This is a genomic window from Pseudomonas sp. Pseu.R1 (genome assembly GCF_045764065.1).
Lineage (GTDB): Bacteria > Pseudomonadota > Gammaproteobacteria > Pseudomonadales > Pseudomonadaceae > Aquipseudomonas.
The window spans coordinates 3,627,852-3,649,813 of sequence record NZ_JBJGEE020000001.1; the positions used below are offsets into that span (position 1 = coordinate 3,627,852).

A 21,962-nucleotide genomic window follows, 5' to 3' on the forward strand; every position below is an offset into this window, starting at 1 on the left:
GTCGGGTCTGGCCTTACTCAATGTTCTGCACTTGTTCGCGCATCTGCTCGATCAACACTTTCAGGTTGACCGCAGCCTGAGTGCTGCGAGGATCGAAGGCTTTGGAGCCTAGTGTGTTCGCTTCGCGGTTGAGCTCCTGCATCAGAAAATCCAGACGTCGTCCTGCCTGGCCACCGGCCTTGAGCACGCGGCGGACCTCGGTCACGTGCGTGCTCAGGCGGTCGAGTTCTTCGGCAACGTCGCTTTTCTGCGCCAGCAGGACCATTTCCTGTTCCAGTCGCTGCGGGTCGAGCTCGGCTTTCATGTCGGTGAAGCGATCGAGGATTTTCTGACGCTGCGCGGCCAGCATCTGCGGCACGAGGGTGCGCAGGGTAGCCACTTCGGTCTTGATGGAGGAAAGCCGTTCGTCGAGAAGTTTCGCCAGGTCTTCGCCTTCGCGTGCACGGCCGGCCTTCAGTTCGTCCAGCGCTTCGTTGAACAGGGCCAGCGCGTCGGCATTCAGCGCCTGCGGATCGGTTGCGTCGCCGACCAGCACACCCGGCCATGCGAGCACCTCCAGCGGATTCAGCGCAGCAGGCTGTTTGATCAGGCCCGCAACGGTCTCGGCCGCGGCCACCAGTTGGCTGGCGCGTTCGCGGTCGATTTGAAGCGGCTTGCCTGCGTTCTCTTCGGTAAACCGCAGGGTGCATTCGACTTTGCCCCGCGACAGCCCTTGACGCAGCGCTTCGCGTACAGCGCCTTCCAGATCGCGAAAGGACTCGGGCAAGCGCAGGTGCGGTTCTAGGTAACGATGGTTGACCGAGCGTAATTCCCAGCTCAGCGTGCCTTGTGAGCCCGCTCGTTCGGCACGGGCGAACGCCGTCATGCTGTGCACCATGGGAAGTACCTCTATAAAAGTCAGAGTCAGCCTTGCAAGGGGCAATCGCTGCCCGATGGGGTCGTGAAGAGACGACAGGCTATAAAGGCGCAAGATTGTAGCGCAGAGCGAGGTGTGCGCCCAAATGTGGCGTTGTCGCAGAAGATGTTCGGTACCGTGATTTTGCTGCCGGGCAGTGCGTGTTTTTAAGGTCCGACCGGCTCAGGTGATCATTGCAGGGCGATTAGATGCCCCAAGCGCAGGCTTGCACCTCTATAATGCAGGTCAGTTTTCCGTCTCAGTACAGGTATCCCAGATGAAACGTCCAAGTGGTCGCGCTGCCGATCAGCTCCGCTCGATCCGCATCACCCGCAACTACACCAAGCACGCCGAGGGTTCTGTGCTGGTCGAGTTCGGCGACACCAAGGTGATCTGCACCGTCAGCGTCGAAAATGGCGTTCCTCGCTTCCTCAAAGGCCAGGGTCAAGGCTGGCTTACTGCCGAATACGGCATGCTGCCGCGCTCGACCGGTGAGCGTAACCAGCGTGAAGCGAGCAAGGGCAAGCAGGGCGGCCGCACCCTGGAAATCCAGCGTCTGATCGGCCGTTCGCTGCGCGCCGCACTGGACATGTCCAAGCTGGGCGATATCACCCTGTACGTCGACTGTGACGTGATTCAGGCCGACGGCGGTACTCGCACGGCGTCGATTACCGGCTCCATGGTTGCGCTGGCCGATGCGTTGAAAGCGATCAAAAAGCGCGGCGGTCTGAAAGCCGGTGATCCGCTGAAGCAAATGATCGCGGCCGTTTCGGTCGGCATGTATCAGGGCGAGCCGGTGCTGGATCTGGATTACCTGGAAGACTCCGCTGCCGAGACCGACCTGAACGTGGTCATGACCAGCGCAGGCGGCTTCATCGAAGTTCAAGGCACTGCCGAAGGTGCGCCGTTCCAGCCTGAAGAGCTGAACGCCATGCTGGCACTGGCGCAAAAAGGCATGACCGAGATTTTCCAACTGCAGAAAGCTGCGCTCGCCGACTGAGCGCTGCACGCCCGAACCGTTGCACCGCCATCAATACAGGGAAAGCATGATGATCGATCAGACGCCGTTACCCACGCCGAGCAAAGAAGTCCGTCAGTGGGCAATGTTGTGCCACTTTGCGGCGTTTTTCGGGTTGATCTTCCCTTTCGGTAATCTGTTGGGGCCCCTGATTGTCTGGCAGTTGAAGAAGGAAACCGACCCGTTCATCGATGCGCAGGGCAAGGAAGCACTCAACTTTCAGATCACCGTCGCCATTGCGGCGATGATCTGCTTCCTGCTGATGGTCATCGTGATCGGCTTCCCGCTTTTGATGCTGGTGGGCGTGGGCGCGCTGGTGCTGACGATCATTGCCGGGATCAAGGCCAACGACGGGGTTGCCTACCGGTATCCGTTTACCTGGCGGTTGATCAAGTAGGCGGGCGTATGCGTCTCTTTGGCAGAATGCAAATCCTCTGTGGGAGCCGGCTTGCTGGCGAAGGCAGTGGATCAGCAATAGCTATGCTGACTGACACACCGCTTTCGCCAGCAAGCCGGCTCCCACAAGGATCATCGGCGTCATTACAAACGCCAGACAAACAAAAGCCGACTTCACGTCGGCTTTCTTTTGAGCGAGCAGGGCGTCAGATGGTCAACGTCCAGTCGTAGTCCACGATCAGCGGCGCGTGCTGCGAGAAGCGCGGCTGGCGTGGCAAGCGTGCGCTGCGTACGAAGCGGCGCAGGCCCGGGGTTAGCAGTTGATAATCGAAGCGCCAGCCCAGATTCAGCATCTCGGCCTGTTCGTTATCCGGCCACCAGCTGTACTGGTCGCCTTCACGGCTGACTTCGCGCAGGGCGTCGACATAGCCCATGTTGCCGACAATCTCGTCCATCCAGGCGCGTTCTGGCGCCAGAAAACCCGGGGATTGCTGGCTGTCGCGCCAGTTCTTGATGTCCAGTTTCTGCTGCGCAACGTACAGTGAGCCACAATAAATGTACTCACGACGTTTGCGACGCTGCTTGTCCAGGTACTTGCCGAAGTCGTCCATGAGCTTGAACTTCTGGTTCAAGTCTTCATCGCCGTTCATGCCGGAAGGAAGCAGCAAAGTTGCAATACTGACTTTGTCGAAATCGGCCTGCAGGTAACGCCCGTAACGGTCGGCTGTTTCAAAGCCCAGACCGTTGATCACCGCCTTCGGTTGCAGCCGCGAGTAAAGCGCCACGCCGCCCTGGGCAGGAACTTCAGCATCGCAGGCATACAGGAAGTAGCCGTCCAGCTGGTAGGCTGGGTCGTCTAATTCAAAGGCGGAGGCGCGGGTGTCCTGAAGGCAGATGACGTCGGCATTCTGGGCTTGCAGCCAACTGAGCAAACCACGCTCGACTGCAGCCTGAATACCATTAACGTTCACACTGATGATCCGCATAAATGGCCCCAAAAATCACGTGCGTGTATGATACCCGAGGTCTACCTAATTAGCTAAATCCGTGGTATTCGGGGCTTTTTTCATGCAGCAGTATCAACGTGATTTCATTCGTTTTGCCATCGATCGTGGTGTTTTGCGCTTCGGTGAGTTCACTCTGAAGTCGGGACGCACCAGCCCTTACTTCTTCAATGCCGGTCTTTTCAACAGCGGTTCGGCACTTGCCCAACTGGGCAAGTTCTATGCGGCTGCGGTCGTTGAAAGCGGTATGTCCTTCGACGTGTTGTTCGGGCCTGCGTACAAGGGTATTCCTCTGGCGGCCGCGACGGCCGTGGCCTTGGCCGATCAGCACCAGCTCGATTTGCCGTGGTGTTTCAACCGTAAGGAAGCCAAGGATCACGGCGAAGGCGGCAGCCTGGTGGGCGCGCCGTTGACCGGTAACGTCTTGATCATCGATGACGTGATCACCGCAGGCACTGCGATTCGCGAAGTCATGCAGATCATCAAGGCTCAGGGCGCGAATGCGGCCGGTGTGTTGATCGCATTGAACCGCCAGGAGCGCGGAAACGGCGAGCTGTCGGCGATCCAGGAAGTCGAGCGCGACTTCGGTATTCCGGTGGTGAGCATTGTGTCGTTGAATCAGGTGCTGGAATTCCTGGCCGACGATCCACAACTCAAGCAGCATTTGCCGGCTGTGGAAGCGTACCGGGCTCAGTACGGCGTCTGATTCTTCAGAGGGTCTGGTTTTTATGCTCAAAAAGCTGTGCACAGCAGGTCTATGGTTGTCGCTGGGCATGGGGTGCGTCCCGGGCGTTCACGCCGATGACGGCCCGGGCATCGTGTTCTATCGCTACGTCGACAGTCGTGGTGTCACGGTGCTGGATCGTCAGGGCGTGCCACCCGAGTATGCGGGCAAAGGTTATGAGGTCCTGAACCAGCGCGGGCGGGTCATTCAAGTGGTCCCGCCTGCGCCGACTGCCGATCAGGCGCGCGAGGCGCGCGAGGCGCAAGCGGCTGCCCAAGCGGCCAAGGTTCAATCGGACGCCGACGCGCAGTTATTGCACCTGTACAGCAGTGTGAGCGATGTCGACCGCGCGCGAACACGCAAGCTGGCGGAAATCGACGCGCTCATCTCGGTCGCGCATAGCAATATTCAGGGGCTGGCGAACCAGCAAGCTTCGCTGCAAAGCCAGGCCGCAGATCAGGAGCGCGCCGGACATCCGGTGCCGCAGGGATTGATCGATCAGATGAGCGACCTGCAAGACCAGCAACAGAACCTCAAGGTCGATATCCTCCGCTACCAGACGAACCGACAGCAGGCGGACGCCGACTTCACTCAGGATCGTGCGCGGTTGCAGCAGTTGTTGTCGCAGTAACGCTTGCAGATACACCATTCCTGTGGGAGCAGGCTTGCTGGCGAATGCGGCGTGTCAGCCAACTCATTCGTAGCGGATAGACCGCTTTCGCCAGCAAGCCGGCTCCCACCGGAAATAGCGCGAGACCGCTCTGATCAGTGACGCTTGCGGTTGCTGATCAGGGTGCCAACGCCGGTGTCGGTGAAGATTTCCAGCAGCACGGCATTCGGTACGCGACCGTCGATGATGTGCGAAGTGGTCACGCCGCCTTGCACCGCTTCCAGCGCGCAACGGATCTTCGGCAGCATGCCGCCGTAGATGGTGCCGTCGGCGATCAGGCCGTTCACTTGCTCGGTGGTCAGGCCGGTCAATACCTTGCCTTCTTTGTCCATCAGGCCTGCGATGTTGGTCAGCAGCATCAGCTTCTCGGCCTTGAGGGCTTCTGCGACTTTGCCCGCCACCAAATCAGCGTTGATGTTGTAGGACTCACCGTCAGCACCCACGCCAATCGGCGCGATCACCGGAATGAAATCGCCTTTGACCAGCATGTTCAGCAGGTCGGTGTTAATGCCCACAACTTCGCCTACGTGGCCGATGTCGATGATTTCCGGCTTGGTCATGTCTGGCGTCTGGCGGGTGACGTTCATTTTCTTCGCGCGGATCAGTTGAGCGTCTTTACCGGTCAGGCCGATGGCGTTGCCGCCGTGACGGTTGATCAGGTTGACGATGTCCTTGTTGACCTGGCCGCCCAGCACCATTTCCACGACGTCCATGGTCTGTGCGTCAGTCACGCGCATGCCGTCGATGAAGTGGCTTTCGATGGACAGGCGCTTGAGCAGGTCGCCGATTTGCGGGCCGCCGCCATGAACCACGACCGGGTTGATGCCCACTGCCTTCATCAGCACGATGTCGCGCGCGAAGCCGGTTTTCAGCTCTTCGCTTTCCATGGCGTTGCCGCCGTACTTGATCACCAGCGTCTTGCCGACGAAGCGTCGGATGTAAGGCAGCGCTTCGGAAAGGACTTTGGCGGCGTTGGATGCGGCATCGCGTTCGAGGGTCATTTGGGCTCCACTCAGAAAAGGTTGATCAAAAAGGAAGTTCTAGATCCGGTGCTACGTTTTTCAGCTGGGTATGGAAAACGTCCTTGATCCGCTGCAACTCGTCCTCGGTCTCGGCTTCGAAGCGTAATACCAGCACCGGCGTGGTATTGGAAGCACGAACCAGACCCCAGCCCTTCGGATAATCGACACGCACGCCGTCGATGCTCGTCAGATTGGCATTGCCCCACTGCGCATCACGCTCCAGCGCTTCGATGATGCTGAATTTGCTGGTTTCCGTGACCTTGATGTTGATCTCCGGAGTCGATAGGTCATTCGGGAACGTCTGGAACAGCTCTTCAGCGCTGAGGGATTCCTGGCTGAGGATCTCCAGCAGGCGCGCAGCGCTGTAAATACCGTCGTCGAAGCCGAACCAGCGTTCCTTGAAGAAGATGTGGCCGCTCATTTCTCCAGCCAGCAGCGCACCGCTTTCTCTCATCTTCTTCTTGATCAGCGAATGGCCGGTTTTCCACATCACCGGGCGCCCGCCGTATTCCTGAATCAGCGGGATCAGACGGCGTGTGCATTTCACGTCAAAGATAATGTCGGCCCCCGGATTGCGCTTGATCACATCGCGAGCGAACAGCATCAGCAACCGATCGGGGTATACGACGCTTCCCGCGTTGGTGACGACACCTACGCGATCGCCATCACCGTCGAATGCCAGGCCCACGTCGGCGCCGGTCTCTTTGACCTTGGCGATCAGGTCCTGAAGGTTCTCCAGCTTTCCGGGGTCCGGGTGATGGTTCGGGAAGTTGCCATCCACCTCGCAGAACAGCGGGATGACCTCACAGTTCAGCGCGGCCAGCAAGTGTGGAGCGATGACACCCGCCGCGCCGTTGCCGCAATCGACTACCACTTTCAGGCGTCGGGCCAGTACCACGTCATTGGTGATCTGCCCCGAGTAGAGTTCGAGAATGTCGACCTTGCTGACGCTGCCCTTGCCTGCGGGCAAGTGGTTGCGCTTGATGCGGTCGTGCAGGGCTTGGATCTGCTCATTGGCGAGCGTATCGCCCGCGATGACGATCTTGAAGCCGTTGTAGTCCTTGGGGTTATGGCTGCCGGTCAGCATTACGCCAGTGCGACCCTGCAGGACGTTGGCGGCGTAATAGAGGGCCGGGGTAGGAACGAGGCCGACGTCGCTGACGTTGCAGCCGCTGTCGTAAAGGCCCTTGACCAGTTGCGCGATCAGTTCCGGTCCGGAGAGACGCCCGTCGCGGCCCACGCAGACGTTCGGCTCGCCTTGGGCCAGGCTTTGAGCGCCGACAGCACGGCCAATCCAGTAGGCGGTTTCGCCGCTCAGGGTTTCGCCCACGATGCCGCGAATGTCATAGGCGCGGAAGATCGAGTCTGGAAATTCGGGAGCGTAGGAAACGGTACTGCTCATTGTGTGTAATTGCTCCGACTTCTGGAATTCCTGTGATTCATCGAGCAGGTCGATGTCGAGAATGTCGGTGTCCTGAAACAGCGGATTGGTCAGTTCGGTGTCATCGACCGACGAAAATACGGCTTTGCTGCCCGTGGCACCGGGGGCTGCGGCTGCCGCGCCATTGCTGGGCGTCGGGACCGGCGATGCGGGTGAATTGCGCAGCGAGAACGTCGCCAGGCTCTGGGCCAGCCCATTGAGGGCGGGCATGCTCAAGCCGAAAGCTTTGACGGCTTTGCCGCCTGAGAGTTCTTGCAGCAGTTGCTCCAGTTGCCGGGCGTCGGCTTTCACCCGGCGCTTGAGCGTGCTCTCGTTCAAATACAGTCCCAACAGCAGACTGCCCAGCGCCACCAGCGCGGCCAGGGCCAGCATCAAGGAAGGCGGGGATGATTGCAGCGCAGGGCCGGGAGTGAACGTCAGCTTCCAGTTCGCAAAGCCCGTCGGGAAATCCACCGCACGGCCGCCATCGGCCTGACCCCGAGTCAGAAAGCTCTGTGCAGTGGCATCGCCGAATTGCTGACTGAGCACGATCTGGCCGACATCAGCGGGGGCGTCAGGCAGCGCGTTGGTCAGGCGTTGCAGTTTGAACGCCAGCAGCAGGGTGCCAGTAATCGGTCCGTCAGCGGTCGGACGTATAGGTGCGACGCTGTAGATCAACCAGTTGTCGCCGACTTTCCGGGCTTCCGGCGCTGGGGTTTCGCCTTTTCCGGCTTTGCTGAGCATGTCGAGTGTGGCGAAACTGATCGGCAGCGCAGATTGATTGTCCGGCGTGTTGAAGCCCAGCGGACTCACCCGTGCACCGACAACGCTGTCGCGATGGTTCAACTGGTTCTGAGCGGCTGCGATAGCCGCGGGATCATTGCTTTGCAAGGCTTGGGACAGCGCGGGGTCCAGTGCGGCGGCCTGAGTGCCTGCATTGATCTGATGCAGCGCCTTGCCGATGGCGCCCGCTTGAGCGGTGCCCCAGGCCTGAGCCAACTGATCTTTTTCCTGCGGCTGGCTAAGCAGACCGAGCCAGACCAGAACGCCTGCGGCCAGCAAGCCAATGAGGGAGGGAAGAAGGCCGGGGCTTGCCAGGCTCAGATTGGAGTCCTTGACCGTTGCGTCAGTCGTTTCCGGGCGAGGGGTCGCCTTGGCTGTGCGCTTGATGCCTTTCAAACTTGACTCTCCCTTCTCGTACTGCCTGGGGCGTTTTATGTTTATAGCATCGTGCCAGAGCGGTTCAGTTGGCGCGCCAAGTCGACCCTCATCGACTCAATGGCTGCCGGAATGACCGAAGCCGCCCGCGCCGCGCTGGCTCTCGTCGAACTCCTGCACCACTTCGAAGTGCGCCTGAACGACCGGAACCAATACCAACTGGGCGACGCGCTCACCCACGGAAATCTTGAACGCGGTCTGGCCACGGTTCCAGCAAGACACCATCAATTCGCCCTGATAATCCGAGTCGATCAGGCCCACCAGATTGCCCAGCACGATGCCGTGCTTATGGCCCAGTCCCGAGCGCGGCAGAATCAATGCGGCAAGGCTTGGGTCTGCGATGTATATCGACAGACCGGTGGGAATCAAGAGGGTCTGACCGGGTTCCAGTACCGTGTCCTCTTTGAGCATGGCGCGCAGGTCCAAGCCGGCAGAGCCAGTGGTGGCGTAGGCCGGGAGCGGAAATTCGCCACCAATGCGTGGGTCGAGGATTTTGGCTTGTAGAGCGTGCATACGTGATTAAACCTGGTTCAAACGATCGGCGATAAAAGTCACCAGCTGGCGGGCAATCTTGGCCTTGCTGGTCTGGGCGAAGAGCGTTTCTTGCAACGCTCGGTCGATCACACTGCATGCGTTTTCTTCGCTGTTGAAGCCAATGCTTGGGTTGGCGACATCGTTGGCGATGATCAGATCAAGGTTCTTGTCCTTGAGCTTGCGTGCGGCGTAGTCGAGCAGGTGTTCGGTTTCGGCGGCGAAACCGACACTGAACGGGCGATCCTCACGTTGGGCGATGGTGGCCAGAATGTCCGGATTACGGACCATTTGCAGCAGCAGGCCATCACCCGTCGTGGGGTCTTTCTTCAATTTTTGTGGTGCAACGACTTCCGGGCGGTAGTCGGCGACCGCTGCCGACGCGATGAACAGGTCGCAGGGCATGGCGGCTTCGCAGGCCGCGAGCATGTCTCTTGCGCTGACCACGTCGATGCGTGACACGCGATCCGGGGTCTGCAAATTGACGGGGCCCGTGATCAGCGTGACGCGTGCGCCCGCTTCGGCGGCAGCTTCGGCGAGGGCAAAGCCCATTTTCCCGGAGCTGTGGTTGGTGATGTAGCGTACCGGATCGATGTTTTCCTGCGTTGGCCCTGCGGTAATCAGCACGTGTTTGCCGGTCAGGCTCAGGCGCTGGAAGCAATCGGCAGCGGATTGCGCCAGATCGTTGGGTTCGAGCATCCGGCCATAGCCCACGTCGCCACAGGCCTGGCTACCACTGGCCGGGCCAAACATGCGGAAGTCTCGGGACTCCAGGGTTTGCAGGTTGGCTTGCACGGACGCATCGCGCCACATCGCCTGGTTCATCGCCGGAGCGACCGCGACGATGGCATCGGTGGCCAGCACCACGGTGGTCAGCAGGTCATTGGCGATGCCTTGGGCCAGGCGTGCGATCAGGTCGGCGGTGGCGGGGGCGATCAGCACCATGTCCGCCCATTTGGCCAGCTCAATGTGACCCATGGCCGCTTCGGCGGCGGGATCCAGAAGATCCAGATGAACCGGGTGGCCGGACAGCGCTTGCATGGTCAGAGGGGTAATGAATTCGGCACCGCCCTTGGTCATGACGACGCGTACTTCGGCTCCGTGATCGCGCAACCGGCGGACCAGTTCGGCGCTCTTGTAGGCAGCGATGCCGCCGCCGACGCCGAGAACGATGCGTTTCCGATACAGCCGCTGCATAGGCCTGCCTTTTGGTCGAGTTACACGCGGCAATCTTGTGGCCGATCAGGCCCCGATTGACGCGTAAAAAAGATGGCTAAGATAGCACAGCGACCGCATGGGAACAGCGGCGCCCACTGACAGGGAGGTGCTATGAGTATTCGCGATTGGCCAGCGGCAGAGCGTCCACGGGAAAAGCTGCTTGAGCGCGGGGCGGCGAGTCTTTCCGATGCCGAGTTGCTGGCGATTTTCCTGCGCACGGGGGTGTCCGGGAAAAGTGCAGTGGACCTGGCGCGGCACCTGTTGAATCAGTTCGGGAGTCTGCGTGCATTGCTGGAGGCCAATCTGGCCGTGTTCAGCAACGAGCTGGGGCTTGGGCCTGCCAAATATGCGCAGCTTCAGGCGGTCATGGAGATGGCCCGGCGGCATTTGGGGGAGGGGCTGCGACGCGGTTCTGCATTGAAAAGCCCGGCTCAGGTGCGCAGTTACCTCAAGGCCATGCTTCGACATGAGCCACACGAAGTGTTCGGGTGCCTGTTTCTGGACAGCAAGAACAGGGTCCAGGCGTTCGAATCGTTGTTTCACGGCTCGATCAACGTGGCTCACGTCCATCCGCGACAGGTAGTCAAGCGAGCACTGGCGCACAACGCGGCGGGCATCATTCTCTGTCACAACCATCCGTCAGGCGTGACCGAGCCAAGCGAAGCGGACATCGAGTTGACCAAAATTCTGAAAGAGGCGTTGGCCATTGTCGATGTGAGGGTGTTGGATCACGTCATCATCGGGGATGGTGATCCGTTGTCGATGGTGGAGCAGGGGTTGATGTGAAGGGGGCAAAATACCCGTGCCGCAGAGACAATGCCCCGATTAAACGTAGCTCTTGTGGGAGCCGGCTTGCTGGCGAAGACAGGGTGTCAGCTACGGATGAGTCGACAGACAAACCGCATTCGCCAGCAAGCCGGCTCCCACGATGAAAGTGTGACCGGCAACACAACATCTACAGGGATGACCCCACTACTTCACCACTACCTTCGAAAAATCCTGCCGTCCAAACGGGCTGACGTTGTAATCCAGAATGTTCTTGCGGGTTAGCGCGAACGCAGTCGGGTGCGCCAGCGGCAACCACAAGGCCTGTTTCTGGATCTGCTCCTGAGCCTGATGGTAGAGCTTGCTGCGCTGTCCCTGATCGGTCACGGCCTTGCCTTGGCTGATCAGCTTGTCCAGACCCTCGTCGCAATAGCGCGCGAAGTTGGTGCCGGATTTGACCGCCGCGCAGGAAAATTGTGGCGTCAGGAAGTTATCCGGATCGCCGTTGTCACCCGCCCAGCCCATGAACAGCAAGTCATGCTCGCCGGTTTTGGCGCGACGAATCAGCTCGCCCCATTCAATCACCTTGATCTCTGCCTTGATGCCCACGGCGGCGAGATCGTTCTGTAGCAGCTGCGCGCCTGCGCTGGGGTTCGGGTTCAGCAGGCTGCCGGACGGACGCGTCCAGATCGTGGTTTTGAAACCGTCCTTCAACCCGGCCTTGGCCAACAGTTCCTTGGCTCTGACCACGTCATGCTTGTAGCCCGGCAGGTCGCTGGCGTAACCCCAGGTGTTCGGCGGGTATGGTCCGTTGGCGGCGCGCGCAGAGCCTTCAAACACCGCTTTGAGGTAAGTGTCCTTGTCGAAGGCGAGGTTGATCGCCTGACGCACTTCCGATTTATCCAGCGGAGGATGCTGGCTATTGATCGCCAGAAATGCGGTCATGAATGCGTCAGTCTTTTCGACTTTGAGGTTCGGATCCTTGCTGGCCTCGGTGACATCCAGCGGCTTGGGCGAGAGGGCAATCTGGCATTCGTTCTGTTTGATCCGTTGCAGGCGCACGTTAGCGTCGGGGGTGATCGCGTAGATCAGCGTATCGACAGCCGGTTTGCCCGCGAAGTAATCCGGGTTGGCGGTATAACGCACCACGGAGTCTTTCTGAAAACGCTTGAAGATGAACGGCCCGGTGCCGATGGGTTCGGCGTTCAGCTTCTCGGGCGTGCCCGCTTTCATCAACTGCGCGGTGTACTCCGCCGAATAAATAGAGGCGAAGCCCATGCTCAGGGTGGCCAGAAACGTCGCGTCAGGGTGATCCAGGGTGATGCGTACGGTGTTGGCGTCCGGGGCTTCGATTTTCTTGATCAGCGAAGGCCACTGCATTGACTGGGCGTGGGGGAAACCCTGAACGGCGACCTTGTTCCATGGATTGGCGGGGTCGAGCATGCGCTGGAAACTGAACACCACGTCCGCCGAGTTGAAGTCGCGGGTCGGCGTGAAGTAGTCGGTGTGATGGAATTTCACCCCGCTGCGCAATTTGAAGTCATAGGTCAGGCCGTCAGGCCAGACGCTCCAGCTTTCTGCCAGACTAGGGACGAGCTTGCCGGTCTGGGCGTCGTAATCCACCAGGCGGTTCATCAGTACGTCGGCCGACGCATTGGTGGTGGTCAGCGAGTTGTACTGCACAACGTCAAAGCCTTCGGGGCTGGATTCGGTGCAAACGCTCAGGCTGGTCGCGGCCTGAGCCATCAGCGGCATGGACAGAGAGGCGAGCAAAAGGGGTAAAGCGGCTAGGCGCATGGCGATTTTCCTTTCTAAGATGGCCCATCTGCCGGTGCAGTCTGGCAAGAGGCTTACCCTAGACCATGCGTCGGCACAGGACAATCGATCCGGCGCGACGAGTGGTATATTTCCCCTCGCGCCCTGTAGCGACGGCCCTGTCAGCCGCAAAAGCCTGATTTTCTTTCAGGTAATTCGTCGTTTCTGTTGTTGCTCCAAAGGCTTTCTGGTATAAAGCAGCGCTCTTTTCTAGGGGCCCGCTGCCTTCACCGTCGGTGTGGCCGGTAAGACCCCTGAAGAAACGCGGCGCCTGGCGCCAAATGACTGAGAGATTAAGCGGCCAACCCATGCCGGGTTGGGCATGTGGTTTTAGAGGGCTGAGGCATGTCGAGAGTCTGTCAAGTTACCGGTAAGGGTCCGGTAACCGGGAATAACATTTCCCACGCAAACAACAAAACCCGTCGTCGTTTCCTGCCAAACCTGCAGCATCACCGCTTCTGGGTTGAGAGCGAGAAACGCTTCGTACGTCTGCGCGTATCTGCCAAAGGCATGCGCATCATCGACAAGCGCGGCATTGATGTCGTTCTGGCCGAAATCCGCCGCGACGGCGCAAAGGTTTAAGGAGAGCATCATGCGTGAACTGATCCGTTTGATTTCGAGCGCTGGCACTGGTCACTTCTACACCACTGACAAGAACAAGCGCACCACTCCGGACAAAATCGAGATCAAGAAATACGATCCGGTTGTTCGTAAGCACGTGATCTACAAAGAAGGCAAAATCAAGTAATTGATTTTTCCGACTGACGAAAAAGCCCGCAGCGATGCGGGCTTTTTTGTGGGCGCGATTTGAGGATGCTGATAGGCGCGTTTTGGGAGATTCTATGGTGGCAAGTCAACCGCCGTCGCCACCAAGGCGGCTCCCACAGGTTCATCGTTTAACACGAGAATTGGATTCGGCGCGATCTTTGAGGGAGCCGCCTTGGTGGCGGAGGCGGCGCGTCATACAGCAGAGTGCCGACTGGCGCGCACCCCAATTTGTCAGGCTTTCTGCTCGAACACCACGTAGATCTTGCGGCACGCCTCCAACACTTCCCACGTTCCCTTGAATCCTGCCGGGATCACGAAACGATCACCCGCCCGCAGGGTTTTTGCCTGTCCACTCTCATCCCGAATCACCGACACGCCCTGAACGATTTCGCAGTATTCGTGCTCGGTGTAGTTGACCTTCCACTGCCCGACTTCGCCTTCCCAGACGCCCGCGTTCATCTGGCCGCAAGGGCTGTTGTAGTGGTTGTAGATCGTCTGCTCGGGGTCACCTTTGAGAATCTTTTCTGCGGCAGGCTTGAAACGCTCTGCGTCTGTGCTGGCTTCACTGAAGTCGACGATGCTTTCGATGCTCATGTCCCTGGCTCCTGAATCGCGCTGGCTGATGGTGGTTGGATAGCGAGGGCGGGGGAGAGTGCCGCGTCTCGTCGGTCCGCTATTGAACGGCGCTGTTGAATAAAATGCACGATAAAACGTCGTTTTTCGTCTTTTTGTCCAATATATTGGAAATTGTGTCGGCGCTGGTTTAGGGTGACGGATGCCTTTGGCCGACCGGCAGTACGTCAGGCGATGTCCTGTAGCACGGTTCATGAGCGCGAGGGCGCGCATATTTCATAAGAGGAGGACGTTTCATGACCACCCTGACTCATGCTGACTGGGAAAAACGCGCCCAGGCTTTGAAGATCGAAGGCCGTGCCTTCATCAACGGTGAATACACCGACGCCGCATCCGGCGCCACGTTCGATTGCATCAGCCCGGTGGACGGCCGCTTCCTCGCCAAAGTGGCCAGTTGCGATGCTGCTGACGCTCAGCGCGCAGTGGACAGCGCTCGCGCCACGTTCAATTCTGGCGCGTGGTCTCGTCTGGCGCCTGCCAAGCGCAAGGCCGCGATGCTGCGTTTTGCGGCTCTGATCAAAGAAAATGTAGAAGAGCTCGCGTTGCTCGAAACCCTCGACATGGGTAAACCGATCAGCGATTCCTACGGCATCGACATTCCTGGCTCGGCCAATGCCTTGAGCTGGAGTGGCGAGGCCATCGACAAGCTGTACGACGAAGTAGCGGCCACGCCTCACGACCAGTTGGGTCTGGTGACCCGCGAGCCCGTCGGCGTGGTCGCGGCCATCGTGCCGTGGAACTTCCCGCTGTTGATGGCGTGCTGGAAACTTGGCCCTGCGCTGTCCAGCGGTAACTCCGTCATCCTCAAACCGTCCGAAAAATCGCCACTGACCGCCATCCGTGTCGCACAACTGGCCGTTCAGGCGGGCATTCCAGCGGGCGTACTCAACGTGCTTCCTGGCTACGGTCATACCGTTGGCAAGGCGCTGGCGCTGCACATGGATGTCGATACGGCCGTATTCACTGGCTCGACCAAGATCGCCAAGCAACTGCTGGTGTATTCAGGTGAATCGAACATGAAGCGCATCTGGCTGGAAGCCGGTGGCAAGAGCCCGAACATCGTTTTTGCCGACGCCCCGGACCTGCAAGCCGCTGCTGAATCCGCTGCCAGCGCCATTGCCTTCAACCAGGGCGAGGTCTGCACCGCAGGTTCGCGCTTGCTCGTGGAGCGTTCGATCAAGGATAAATTTCTGCCGATGGTGATCGAGGCGCTTAAAGCCTGGAAACCGGGCAACCCGCTGGACCCGGCGACCACCGTGGGTGCGTTGGTGGATACGCAGCAGATGAACACCGTGCTGTCGTACATCGAAGCGGGTCACACCGATGGCGCCAAGCTGGTCGTAGGCGGCAAGCGCATTCTGCAAGAGACGGGTGGCACCTACGTCGAACCGACGATTTTCGATGGCGTGACCAATGCCATGAAGATCGCTCAGGAAGAAATCTTCGGCCCTGTGCTGTCTGTGCTCACCTTCGACACCGCCGAAGAAGCCGTTCAAATCGCCAACGACACGCCATATGGCCTGGCGGCGGCGGTGTGGACTTCGGACCTGTCCAAAGCTCACCTTACCGCCCGTGCACTGCGCGCAGGCAGCGTGTGGGTGAACCAGTATGACGGCGGCGACATGACAGCTCCGTTCGGTGGCTTCAAGCAATCGGGTAACGGTCGTGACAAATCGTTGCATGCGTTCGACAAGTACACCGAACTGAAGGCGACCTGGATCAAGTTGTAAGCCTGGATCATCTTGACCCCGCTTCTGCCCGAAAGGCGTAGCAAGCTGCGCTCCTACGCCCTTCGGGCAGAGTCAAAAGCAAATGCCGATCAGCCGGGCTTTTCCCAAAAGCCCGGCTGTTTTGTCTCTTCTCCTTGAGCCACAGGAGCGTGGTGATGCGTTGGGGTACTTATTTCGCGGTGCTGTCGTCCGTGCTGAGCGTCGGTCTGGCGCTGGGCGTGAGCATGCCGCTGGTGTCGTTGCGCCTCGAAGCCTGGGGTTATGGGGCGTTTGCGATTGGCGTGATGGCCGCCATGCCCGCCATCGGCGTGCTGTGTGGCGCCGGGTTGGCCAGCCGTCTGGCGTCGATGTTCGGCACTGCGAACCTGATGCGCCTGTGTCTGTGGGGTGGCTCGATTTCGGTGGGGCTTTTGGCCCTGCTACCCCACTACTGGATCTGGCTGGTGCTGCGGCTAATGCTCGGCATGATCCTGACCATCGTCTTCATCCTCGGTGAAAGCTGGATCAACCAACTGGTGGTCGAGCGCCTGCGGGGCAAGTTGGTGGCGCTGTACGGCAGCAGTTATGCCTTGAGCCAGCTAGGCGGTCCGTTGTTGCTGGGTGCTCTGGGTACTGAGCACGATTACGGCTTCTGGGTCGGCACTGCGCTGCTGGCCACTTCACCTTTCCTGCTGTTGGGGCGTACCGGCGCACCCAGTGCCGAGTCGGGCCATGTCACCTTTCGCGATCTGGGGAGCTTTTGTCAGCAACTGCCTGCCATTGCGTGGGCGATCGCGCTGTTTGCAGGTTTCGAGGCGATGATTCTGACGTTGCTGCCGGTTTATTGCCTGCAACAGGGCTTCACCCCGGAAGTAGCGCTGATGATGGTCAGTACGGTTGTGGTGGGCGATGCGCTACTGCAACTCCCTATTGGGGCGCTGGCGGACAAGATTTCCCGGCGAGGGCTGTTTTTGGGCTGCGCACTGGCGCTGATGCTGTCGAGTCTGGCAATACCGTTGCTGGTTCACACCCTTGCGATCTGGCCGTTATGGGTCCTGTTCGGTGCCAGCGCGGGCGGACTGTTCACCCTGTCGCTGATTTTGATCGGCGAACGCTATAGAGACGACGCGCTGGTGCGAGCCAACGCTCATGTGGCGCAGTTGTGGGGGATTGGGTGTCTGTTGGGGCCGCTGGCGGCGGGCGCCGGGAGCCAATGGATCAGCGGCCAGGCCTTGCCGTTACTGATGGCGGCGGGTGCGCTGGGGTTGGTGATTCTGGCCCGGCGTCCTCGCGCCTTCGGTGTGCGGCCGGTTGCGGTCTAGAGCATCCGCTCAAGCCCCACGGCGCTGCTGAACCACGCGTTCAGTCGGCGCCACCAGTCGCCCGGCTCCTTGTACAGCGTGTGCATTTTGCCGTTGTCCTCGGTCACCCAGACTACCTGATCGTTCTCCAGTCTGACCTCATAACTGAGTGCAGGCGCCATGCCTTGTAGCGCCAGTTCGCGCAGCTTCTCGGTCAATTCGGGGCTGTCCACCAGCACGCCTACTTCGGTGTTCCACAACACCGAACGCGGGTCGAAGTTGAACGAGCCGACAAAAATTTTCTGCCGATCAAAAATCATTGCCTTGCTGTGCAGGCTGGATTCGGAGCCACCCCTGAGGGTCTTGGTGCGCAGGAACCGTGGCCCGCTCCCTCTGGTATTGCTCGGGTCGCCCGGTTGGCGACGCAGTTCGAACAGTTTGACCCCGTGGGCGAGCAGCGCCTTGCGATAGGGGGCATAGCCGCCATGTACAGCCGGTACGTCTGTGGCTTCAAGGGCGTTGGTCAGCAGGCTCACTGACACGCCTTTGTCAGAAAGGCCGGTGAGGTAAGTCAGACCTTGTTGTCCCGGCACGAAATAGGCCGAGATCATCATCAGTTCCTGATGGACGTTGCTCAAATCAGGGCTGAGCTGTGTAGTCAGCAGCAGGTGTGGGTCCGGATCGCCCCGGGACAGCACCTTTGTGGGCGCGTCCCACAGTGCCTGGTTGTGCGCCCAGATCAGTTCGTTGAGCCAGGTTTTCAAGTGCGGCTGGGTTTTGTAGGCCATCAACCGTTCGTAGAGCGCCTTTTTTTCGACGTGGGCTTGCTCCAGGGAGGCGGCGAGGCGTTTGCGCGCTTCGGCCAGGTCCTTCATGTCTGGCGGCCAGTAAATGAAATCATCCACGGGCTTGCTCAGGGTGCTGTTCCAGTACTGGTCGAAGCTGTGGCTTAACTGCTCGGCCACAGGCCCGACGCTGAGCAGGTCGACGTCGGTGAAGTTGAGATTCGGCTCAGCGTCGAAGTATTCGTCACCCAGATTGCGCCCGCCGACGATCGCCACCGCGCTGTCGGCCAGCCACAGTTTGTTGTGCATGCGTCGATGTTGCTGAGACAGATTGAACAGGCGGCCTAGCGAGCGTGTGGCGCCGGTGCTGCGCCCCAGGTTGAGGGGGTTGAACAGGCGAATCTGAATATTGGGGTGAGCCGCCAGCGTCGCGATGCTTTCGTCCAGCCCGTCGCTGGTCATGTCGTCCAACAGAATGCGCACCCGCACGCCCCGGTCGGCGGCTTTCAACAACTCGTCAATCAGCGTGCGGGTGCTGAGGCCGTCGTGGACGATGTAGTACTGCAAGTCCAGGCTGGTTTTGGCGTTGCGGATCAATTCCGCACGCGCCGTGAACGCTTCGGTGCTGTTGGACAGCAACCGAAAGCCGGAACGCCCTCCATAAGGCGCCGCCTCGGCCAGAATAGAGCGTCCAAAGGGTGACGCGGAAGCAGGGATGGCCTGAGTCGGCCCATCCTGTTGCGCAGGCGTGCTGGCACAGCCGCTGACGCCGAGGGCAAAGGCCAGAAGAAGAGGTAGTGCCCAATTGTTCGTCAACGCTGTCATCCAGAAGTCACGCCATGGCGATATGACCGTACGTTCGGCAAAAGGTTAAGCCTGTTCGGTCAGGATTCAGCCATAAGCCGCGCTGCCGTTTCACCCACTTTACGCACAGCCGCTTCAATTTGCGGTGTCGGCTTGGCAGCGAAGTTCATACGCAGGCAATTTCTGTACTTGCCGGACGCTGAGAAAATGCTGCCAATGGCGATTTGTACACCTTGCCCTTCCAGCGCCCGGTTCAGGCGCAGCGAATCGAAATCCTCGTTGAATTCGACCCACAGCATGAAGCCCCCTTGTGGGCGGCTGACCCGGGTGCCGTCCGGGAAATAGCGCATGACCCAATCGGTCATCAGATCGCGGCTGCGTTGGTATTGCGCGCGCATGCGGCGCAAGTGCGGCTCGTAATGCCCAGCTTGAAGAAATTCGGCGATCGCCAGTTGGGGTTGGGTCGCGGTCGAACCAGTGCTGATGTATTTCATGTGCAGCACGCGGTCCAGATAGCGACCCGGTGCGATCCAGCCCACCCTCAGGCCAGGAGCGAGCGTTTTCGAGAATGAACTGCACAAGAGGACGCGTCCGTCTTCGTCGTAGGACTTGATCGTGCGGGGGCGAGGATAGGTGTAAGACAGATCGCCATACACATCGTCTTCGATAATCGCCACGTCGAACCGCTGTGCGAGGATCAGCAGCGCACGTTTGCGGTCTTCGGGCATGTTATAGCCCAGTGGGTTGTTGCAACTGGGGGTCAACTGTATGGCCTTGATTGGCCACTGCTCCAGCGCCAGTTCCAGCGCATCGAGGCTGATGCCGGTCAGTGGGTCGGTCGGGATCTCCAGTGCCTTCATGCCCAGCCCTTTGAGGGCCTGCATTGCGCCATGAAAGCTGGGGGAGTCGACGGCAACGATGTCGCCTGGTTGGCAGATCGAGCGGAGGCTCACGGCCAGCGCTTCTTGCGCGCCGGTGGTGATGACCAGATCGTCAGGCGCGACGCTGGTGCCCGAATCCAGCAGCAGGCGCGCGACCTGCTCGCGCAGGGTTTGGGTGCCGTGAATGTTGTCGTAATACAGGCCTGGCATGTCCTGGCGGCGGCTGATCTTGCCCAAGGCTTGGGTCAGCGGGCGCAGGGTCGGGCTAGTGATGTCCGGCATGCCGCGCGCCAGTTGCACGACGTCCGGGCTGGGTGCCGCTTTGGCCAGTTCCAGAACGTGGTCCCACTGCGAAATGTCCACCGGCCGTTGCGCCGGGCGTCCGACAGCGGGCAGGGCAGGTGCCTTGCGACTTGAGGGGACGAAGTAACCGGACTTCGGTCGCGGTGACGCCAGACCGTTGTCTTCGAGCAAACGATAGGCCTGCTGAACCGTGCTCAAACTGACGCCATGCTCAACGCTCAAAGCCCTGACGGATGGCAGCCGGTCGCCGGGACGATAGAAGCCGTTTTCGATGCGTGTGCCGAGCAGCTCGGCAAGGTTGACGTAGAGGGTCATGGCGTACTCCGCACAGCGGTCTGTCGGTCTACCGATACAGATGGGGCAAAAATACAGCATTCAGGCGCTTGTGTGCGGAATCTGTATTAAAAAAATATGAGTTTTTTGGATCTGTAATGGTTTTCCATACAGACGCATCATGGAATCACTTGAAACCCATGATGAGGTGTCTGCAAATGAGTGGAATCAGTGATGTCCGGTTAACGCTGTATGCACAGGAGCTGGTGGAAAAGCAGGACGCCAAAGTGCGTCTCAACACACCGAAAGGATTGAGCGTGTGGGGCTTGTTTCAACACCGCCGCACCACCCGGCGCGCGCTGTTGGGGCTGACGGATGATCAATTGCGTGACATCGGCCTGAGCTATGAACAGGCCCGGCGTGAAGGGTTGAAGCCGTTTTGGAGGGATTGATGGGGGGGCATGGTGCGCTCGATTCCTTGTAGGAGCGTTGCCCTCACGTCAGCTCTTTGAGCCGATGCCACAACATCCCCAACGCCAACAACGGCGAGCGCAAATGCTTACCGCCGGGGAAGGTGATGTGCGGGACCCTGGCGAACAGCTCGAACCCCTCGCTGTGTTGGCCGCTGATGGCCTCACCGAGCAACTTGCCTGCAAGGTGCGTGGCGTTCACCCCGTGGCCTGAATAGGCCTGCGCATAAAACACATTGGGCTGTTCCTTGAGGCGCCCGATCTGTGGCAATCGGTTGGCACCGATGCCAATCATGCCGCCCCATTGATAATCGATCCTCACGTCTTTGAGCTGTGGAAACACCTTGAGCATCTTCGGTTGCATGTACGCACCGATGTCTTGCGGATCGCGCCCTGAATAGTGGCAGGCGCCGCCGAACAACAAGCGACGATCCGCCGACAGTCGGAAATAATCCACAGCGACGCGTTGATCGCACATCGCGGTATTGCGCGGCAGCAGTTGTTGCGCCAGTTCTTCGCTCAACGGCTCGGTGGCGATGATGTAACTGCCAGCAGGCAGGACCTTGCCGCTCAATGTCGGATCGAGGCCATTCAAATACGCATTGCAGCCGAGCACCAGCGTATCGGCGCGCACCAGGCCCTGCGCTGTATGCACTTTGACCTGTGGACCGTATTCCAGGCGGGTCACGGCGGAATGTTCGAACACGTACACGCCGAGAGACTGCGCAATACGGGCTTCGCCCAGCGCCAGGTTCAGCGGGTGCAGGTGCCCGGAACCCATATCCAGCAGGCCGCCTGCGTAGTTGCCGGAGTCGATCACGCTGCGGATGTTGTCGGCGGCAATCAGTTGCAAGTCGTGCGTGTAGCCCAAACTGCGCAGTTCTTCGGCGTCCTCGGCGAAGCCTTCGAACTCCTTGGGTTTGTTGGCCAGGTCGCAGTAGCCCCACGTGAGGTCGCAGTCGATCTGATATTTCTCGACACGCTGACGCACGATCTCGACCGCTTCCAGCCCCATGAGCTTTAGCTGGCGCACGCCTTCATCGCCGATCTCGTTGCGAAAGCGCTCGACATGATGGCCCACGCCGCGAATCAACTGCCCGCCATTACGCCCGCTCGCGCCCCAGCCGATCTTGTGTGCTTCCAACAGAGCGACGCTCAAACCGCGTTCTGCCAATTCGATGGCGGTGTTCAGCCCCGAAAATCCACCACCTACCACGCAGACATCCACCTTCACCTCGCCCGTCAGGGTTGGGTAATCGGGCTGGGCGTGGCTACTGGCCGCGTAATAAGAGGCGGCGTGGGGGGCGGTGTTCATTCGGTCAGTCTCGGACGGCGGGCT

At 59.7% G+C, this 21,962-nt stretch carries 21 protein-coding genes; 10 read left to right on the top strand and 11 right to left on the bottom strand.

What is annotated here, in order from left to right; translation table 11 throughout:
* Positions 1 to 13: 13 nt before the first annotated feature.
* Positions 14 to 877 (bottom strand): YicC/YloC family endoribonuclease, encoded by an 864-nt coding sequence (locus ACI5GA_RS16780; protein ID WP_404635504.1) that lies wholly within the window; start codon positions 875 to 877, stop codon positions 14 to 16.
* Between the two features lie 295 nt (positions 878 to 1,172).
* Between ACI5GA_RS16780 and rph the strand changes: the two genes are divergently transcribed.
* Both rph and ACI5GA_RS16790 read left to right on the top strand, forming a co-directional pair.
* Complete coding sequence (rph, locus tag ACI5GA_RS16785; RefSeq protein WP_404635502.1) at positions 1,173 to 1,895, top strand: ribonuclease PH; 723 nt, start codon at positions 1,173 to 1,175, stop codon at positions 1,893 to 1,895.
* Positions 1,896 to 1,941: 46 nt separating this feature from the next.
* Positions 1,942 to 2,310 (top strand): DUF4870 domain-containing protein, encoded by a 369-nt coding sequence (locus ACI5GA_RS16790; RefSeq protein ID WP_404635500.1) that lies wholly within the window; start codon positions 1,942 to 1,944, stop codon positions 2,308 to 2,310.
* A 205-nt stretch (positions 2,311 to 2,515) separates the two neighbouring features.
* Here ACI5GA_RS16790 and ACI5GA_RS16795 read toward each other — a convergent pair whose 3' ends face one another.
* Complete coding sequence (locus ACI5GA_RS16795; RefSeq protein ID WP_062379788.1) at positions 2,516 to 3,295, bottom strand: exodeoxyribonuclease III; 780 nt, start codon at positions 3,293 to 3,295, stop codon at positions 2,516 to 2,518.
* Between the two features lie 82 nt (positions 3,296 to 3,377).
* Between ACI5GA_RS16795 and pyrE the strand changes: the two genes are divergently transcribed.
* Together pyrE and ACI5GA_RS16805 are read left to right on the top strand one after the other, a co-directional pair.
* Entirely contained in the window at positions 3,378 to 4,019 is a 642-nt protein-coding gene (gene pyrE / locus ACI5GA_RS16800; RefSeq protein ID WP_404635498.1) for an orotate phosphoribosyltransferase, read from the top strand.
* A gap of 22 nt (positions 4,020 to 4,041) precedes the next feature.
* Positions 4,042 to 4,668, top strand: a complete 627-nt coding sequence (locus ACI5GA_RS16805; protein ID WP_421423481.1) for a DUF4124 domain-containing protein — start codon at positions 4,042 to 4,044, stop codon at positions 4,666 to 4,668.
* A gap of 134 nt (positions 4,669 to 4,802) precedes the next feature.
* Here the strand turns inward: ACI5GA_RS16805 and argB are convergent, their stop codons facing one another.
* The 4 genes from argB to coaBC all read right to left on the bottom strand — a co-directional run bounded on the left by argB (position 4,803) and on the right by coaBC (position 10,095).
* Positions 4,803 to 5,708, bottom strand: a complete 906-nt coding sequence (argB, locus tag ACI5GA_RS16810; protein WP_404635494.1) for an acetylglutamate kinase — start codon at positions 5,706 to 5,708, stop codon at positions 4,803 to 4,805.
* A gap of 25 nt (positions 5,709 to 5,733) precedes the next feature.
* Positions 5,734 to 7,131: a phosphomannomutase/phosphoglucomutase gene (locus ACI5GA_RS16815; RefSeq protein WP_404635708.1), complete on the bottom strand. Its 1,398-nt coding sequence runs from the start codon at positions 7,129 to 7,131 to the stop codon at positions 5,734 to 5,736.
* Between the two features lie 1,293 nt (positions 7,132 to 8,424).
* Positions 8,425 to 8,880 (bottom strand): dUTP diphosphatase, encoded by a 456-nt coding sequence (gene dut, locus ACI5GA_RS16820; RefSeq protein WP_404635492.1) that lies wholly within the window; start codon positions 8,878 to 8,880, stop codon positions 8,425 to 8,427.
* Positions 8,881 to 8,886: 6 nt separating this feature from the next.
* Complete coding sequence (gene coaBC / locus ACI5GA_RS16825) at positions 8,887 to 10,095, bottom strand: bifunctional phosphopantothenoylcysteine decarboxylase/phosphopantothenate--cysteine ligase CoaBC (protein ID WP_421423482.1); 1,209 nt, start codon at positions 10,093 to 10,095, stop codon at positions 8,887 to 8,889.
* Between the two features lie 132 nt (positions 10,096 to 10,227).
* Here coaBC and radC point away from each other — a divergent pair, with 132 nt between their 5' ends.
* Entirely contained in the window at positions 10,228 to 10,902 is a 675-nt protein-coding gene (gene radC / locus ACI5GA_RS16830) for a RadC family protein (protein WP_421423483.1), read from the top strand.
* Positions 10,903 to 11,088: 186 nt separating this feature from the next.
* Here radC and ACI5GA_RS16835 read toward each other — a convergent pair whose 3' ends face one another.
* Positions 11,089 to 12,678 (bottom strand): ABC transporter substrate-binding protein, encoded by a 1,590-nt coding sequence (locus ACI5GA_RS16835; RefSeq protein WP_421423484.1) that lies wholly within the window; start codon positions 12,676 to 12,678, stop codon positions 11,089 to 11,091.
* 363 nt (positions 12,679 to 13,041) lie between these two features.
* On the opposite strand from ACI5GA_RS16835, the gene rpmB reads away from it, so the two are divergent.
* Positions 13,042 to 13,278 carry a 50S ribosomal protein L28 gene (gene rpmB / locus ACI5GA_RS16840; RefSeq protein WP_108236194.1) on the top strand — a complete coding sequence of 79 codons (237 nt, stop codon included), beginning with the start codon at positions 13,042 to 13,044 and terminating at the stop codon, positions 13,276 to 13,278.
* A 10-nt stretch (positions 13,279 to 13,288) separates the two neighbouring features.
* Complete coding sequence (gene rpmG, locus ACI5GA_RS16845) at positions 13,289 to 13,444, top strand: 50S ribosomal protein L33 (RefSeq protein ID WP_003177274.1); 156 nt, start codon at positions 13,289 to 13,291, stop codon at positions 13,442 to 13,444.
* 251 nt (positions 13,445 to 13,695) lie between these two features.
* On the opposite strand, the gene ACI5GA_RS16850 is transcribed toward rpmG, so the two are convergent.
* Positions 13,696 to 14,058: a cupin domain-containing protein gene (locus ACI5GA_RS16850; RefSeq protein ID WP_404635484.1), complete on the bottom strand. Its 363-nt coding sequence runs from the start codon at positions 14,056 to 14,058 to the stop codon at positions 13,696 to 13,698.
* Between the two features lie 275 nt (positions 14,059 to 14,333).
* Between ACI5GA_RS16850 and ACI5GA_RS16855 the strand changes: the two genes are divergently transcribed.
* Together ACI5GA_RS16855 and ACI5GA_RS16860 are read left to right on the top strand one after the other, a co-directional pair.
* A complete protein-coding gene (locus tag ACI5GA_RS16855) occupies positions 14,334 to 15,827 on the top strand; it encodes an aldehyde dehydrogenase (RefSeq protein WP_404635482.1) in 1,494 nt (497 codons plus the stop codon).
* 155 nt (positions 15,828 to 15,982) lie between these two features.
* On the top strand, positions 15,983 to 17,128 hold the full coding sequence (locus tag ACI5GA_RS16860; protein WP_421423486.1) for an MFS transporter: 1,146 nt from the start codon (positions 15,983 to 15,985) through the stop codon (positions 17,126 to 17,128).
* Here ACI5GA_RS16860 and ACI5GA_RS16865 read toward each other — a convergent pair.
* Together ACI5GA_RS16865 and ACI5GA_RS16870 are read right to left on the bottom strand one after the other, a co-directional pair.
* The gene (locus ACI5GA_RS16865; RefSeq protein WP_421423487.1) at positions 17,125 to 18,708 is read right to left on the bottom strand and encodes a phospholipase D family protein; all 1,584 of its coding nucleotides are present in this window, start codon (positions 18,706 to 18,708) and stop codon (positions 17,125 to 17,127) included. The genes ACI5GA_RS16860 and ACI5GA_RS16865 overlap by 4 nt on opposite strands.
* Before the next feature lie 68 nt (positions 18,709 to 18,776).
* Complete coding sequence (locus tag ACI5GA_RS16870) at positions 18,777 to 20,195, bottom strand: PLP-dependent aminotransferase family protein (protein WP_421423488.1); 1,419 nt, start codon at positions 20,193 to 20,195, stop codon at positions 18,777 to 18,779.
* Between the two features lie 176 nt (positions 20,196 to 20,371).
* Here ACI5GA_RS16870 and ACI5GA_RS16875 point away from each other — a divergent pair, with 176 nt between their 5' ends.
* On the top strand, positions 20,372 to 20,605 hold the full coding sequence (locus ACI5GA_RS16875) for a DUF1127 domain-containing protein (protein WP_421423489.1): 234 nt from the start codon (positions 20,372 to 20,374) through the stop codon (positions 20,603 to 20,605).
* Positions 20,606 to 20,648: 43 nt separating this feature from the next.
* On the opposite strand, the gene ACI5GA_RS16880 is transcribed toward ACI5GA_RS16875, so the two are convergent.
* A complete protein-coding gene (locus ACI5GA_RS16880) occupies positions 20,649 to 21,938 on the bottom strand; it encodes an NAD(P)/FAD-dependent oxidoreductase (protein WP_421423490.1) in 1,290 nt (429 codons plus the stop codon).
* Between the last annotated feature and the right edge of the window lie 24 nt (positions 21,939 to 21,962).

Coding starts and splice junctions, on each gene's coding strand:
- pyrE (WP_404635498.1), top strand. CDS start 3,378: ATGCAGCAGTATCAACGTGATTTCATTCGTTTTGCCATCGATCGTGGT.
- rpmB (WP_108236194.1), top strand. CDS start 13,042: ATGTCGAGAGTCTGTCAAGTTACCGGTAAGGGTCCGGTAACCGGGAAT.
- ACI5GA_RS16850 (WP_404635484.1), bottom strand. CDS start 14,058: ATGAGCATCGAAAGCATCGTCGACTTCAGTGAAGCCAGCACAGACGCA.
- rph (WP_404635502.1), top strand. CDS start 1,173: ATGAAACGTCCAAGTGGTCGCGCTGCCGATCAGCTCCGCTCGATCCGC.
- ACI5GA_RS16815 (WP_404635708.1), bottom strand. CDS start 7,131: ATGAGCAGTACCGTTTCCTACGCTCCCGAATTTCCAGACTCGATCTTC.
- ACI5GA_RS16795 (WP_062379788.1), bottom strand. CDS start 3,295: ATGCGGATCATCAGTGTGAACGTTAATGGTATTCAGGCTGCAGTCGAG.
- ACI5GA_RS16835 (WP_421423484.1), bottom strand. CDS start 12,678: ATGCGCCTAGCCGCTTTACCCCTTTTGCTCGCCTCTCTGTCCATGCCG.
- ACI5GA_RS16855 (WP_404635482.1), top strand. CDS start 14,334: ATGACCACCCTGACTCATGCTGACTGGGAAAAACGCGCCCAGGCTTTG.
- ACI5GA_RS16860 (WP_421423486.1), top strand. CDS start 15,983: ATGCGTTGGGGTACTTATTTCGCGGTGCTGTCGTCCGTGCTGAGCGTC.
- radC (WP_421423483.1), top strand. CDS start 10,228: ATGAGTATTCGCGATTGGCCAGCGGCAGAGCGTCCACGGGAAAAGCTG.
- dut (WP_404635492.1), bottom strand. CDS start 8,880: ATGCACGCTCTACAAGCCAAAATCCTCGACCCACGCATTGGTGGCGAA.
- ACI5GA_RS16870 (WP_421423488.1), bottom strand. CDS start 20,195: ATGACCCTCTACGTCAACCTTGCCGAGCTGCTCGGCACACGCATCGAA.
- ACI5GA_RS16875 (WP_421423489.1), top strand. CDS start 20,372: ATGAGTGGAATCAGTGATGTCCGGTTAACGCTGTATGCACAGGAGCTG.
- ACI5GA_RS16790 (WP_404635500.1), top strand. CDS start 1,942: ATGATGATCGATCAGACGCCGTTACCCACGCCGAGCAAAGAAGTCCGT.
- coaBC (WP_421423482.1), bottom strand. CDS start 10,095: ATGCAGCGGCTGTATCGGAAACGCATCGTTCTCGGCGTCGGCGGCGGC.
- ACI5GA_RS16805 (WP_421423481.1), top strand. CDS start 4,042: ATGCTCAAAAAGCTGTGCACAGCAGGTCTATGGTTGTCGCTGGGCATG.
- argB (WP_404635494.1), bottom strand. CDS start 5,708: ATGACCCTCGAACGCGATGCCGCATCCAACGCCGCCAAAGTCCTTTCC.
- ACI5GA_RS16880 (WP_421423490.1), bottom strand. CDS start 21,938: ATGAACACCGCCCCCCACGCCGCCTCTTATTACGCGGCCAGTAGCCAC.
- rpmG (WP_003177274.1), top strand. CDS start 13,289: ATGCGTGAACTGATCCGTTTGATTTCGAGCGCTGGCACTGGTCACTTC.
- ACI5GA_RS16780 (WP_404635504.1), bottom strand. CDS start 877: ATGGTGCACAGCATGACGGCGTTCGCCCGTGCCGAACGAGCGGGCTCA.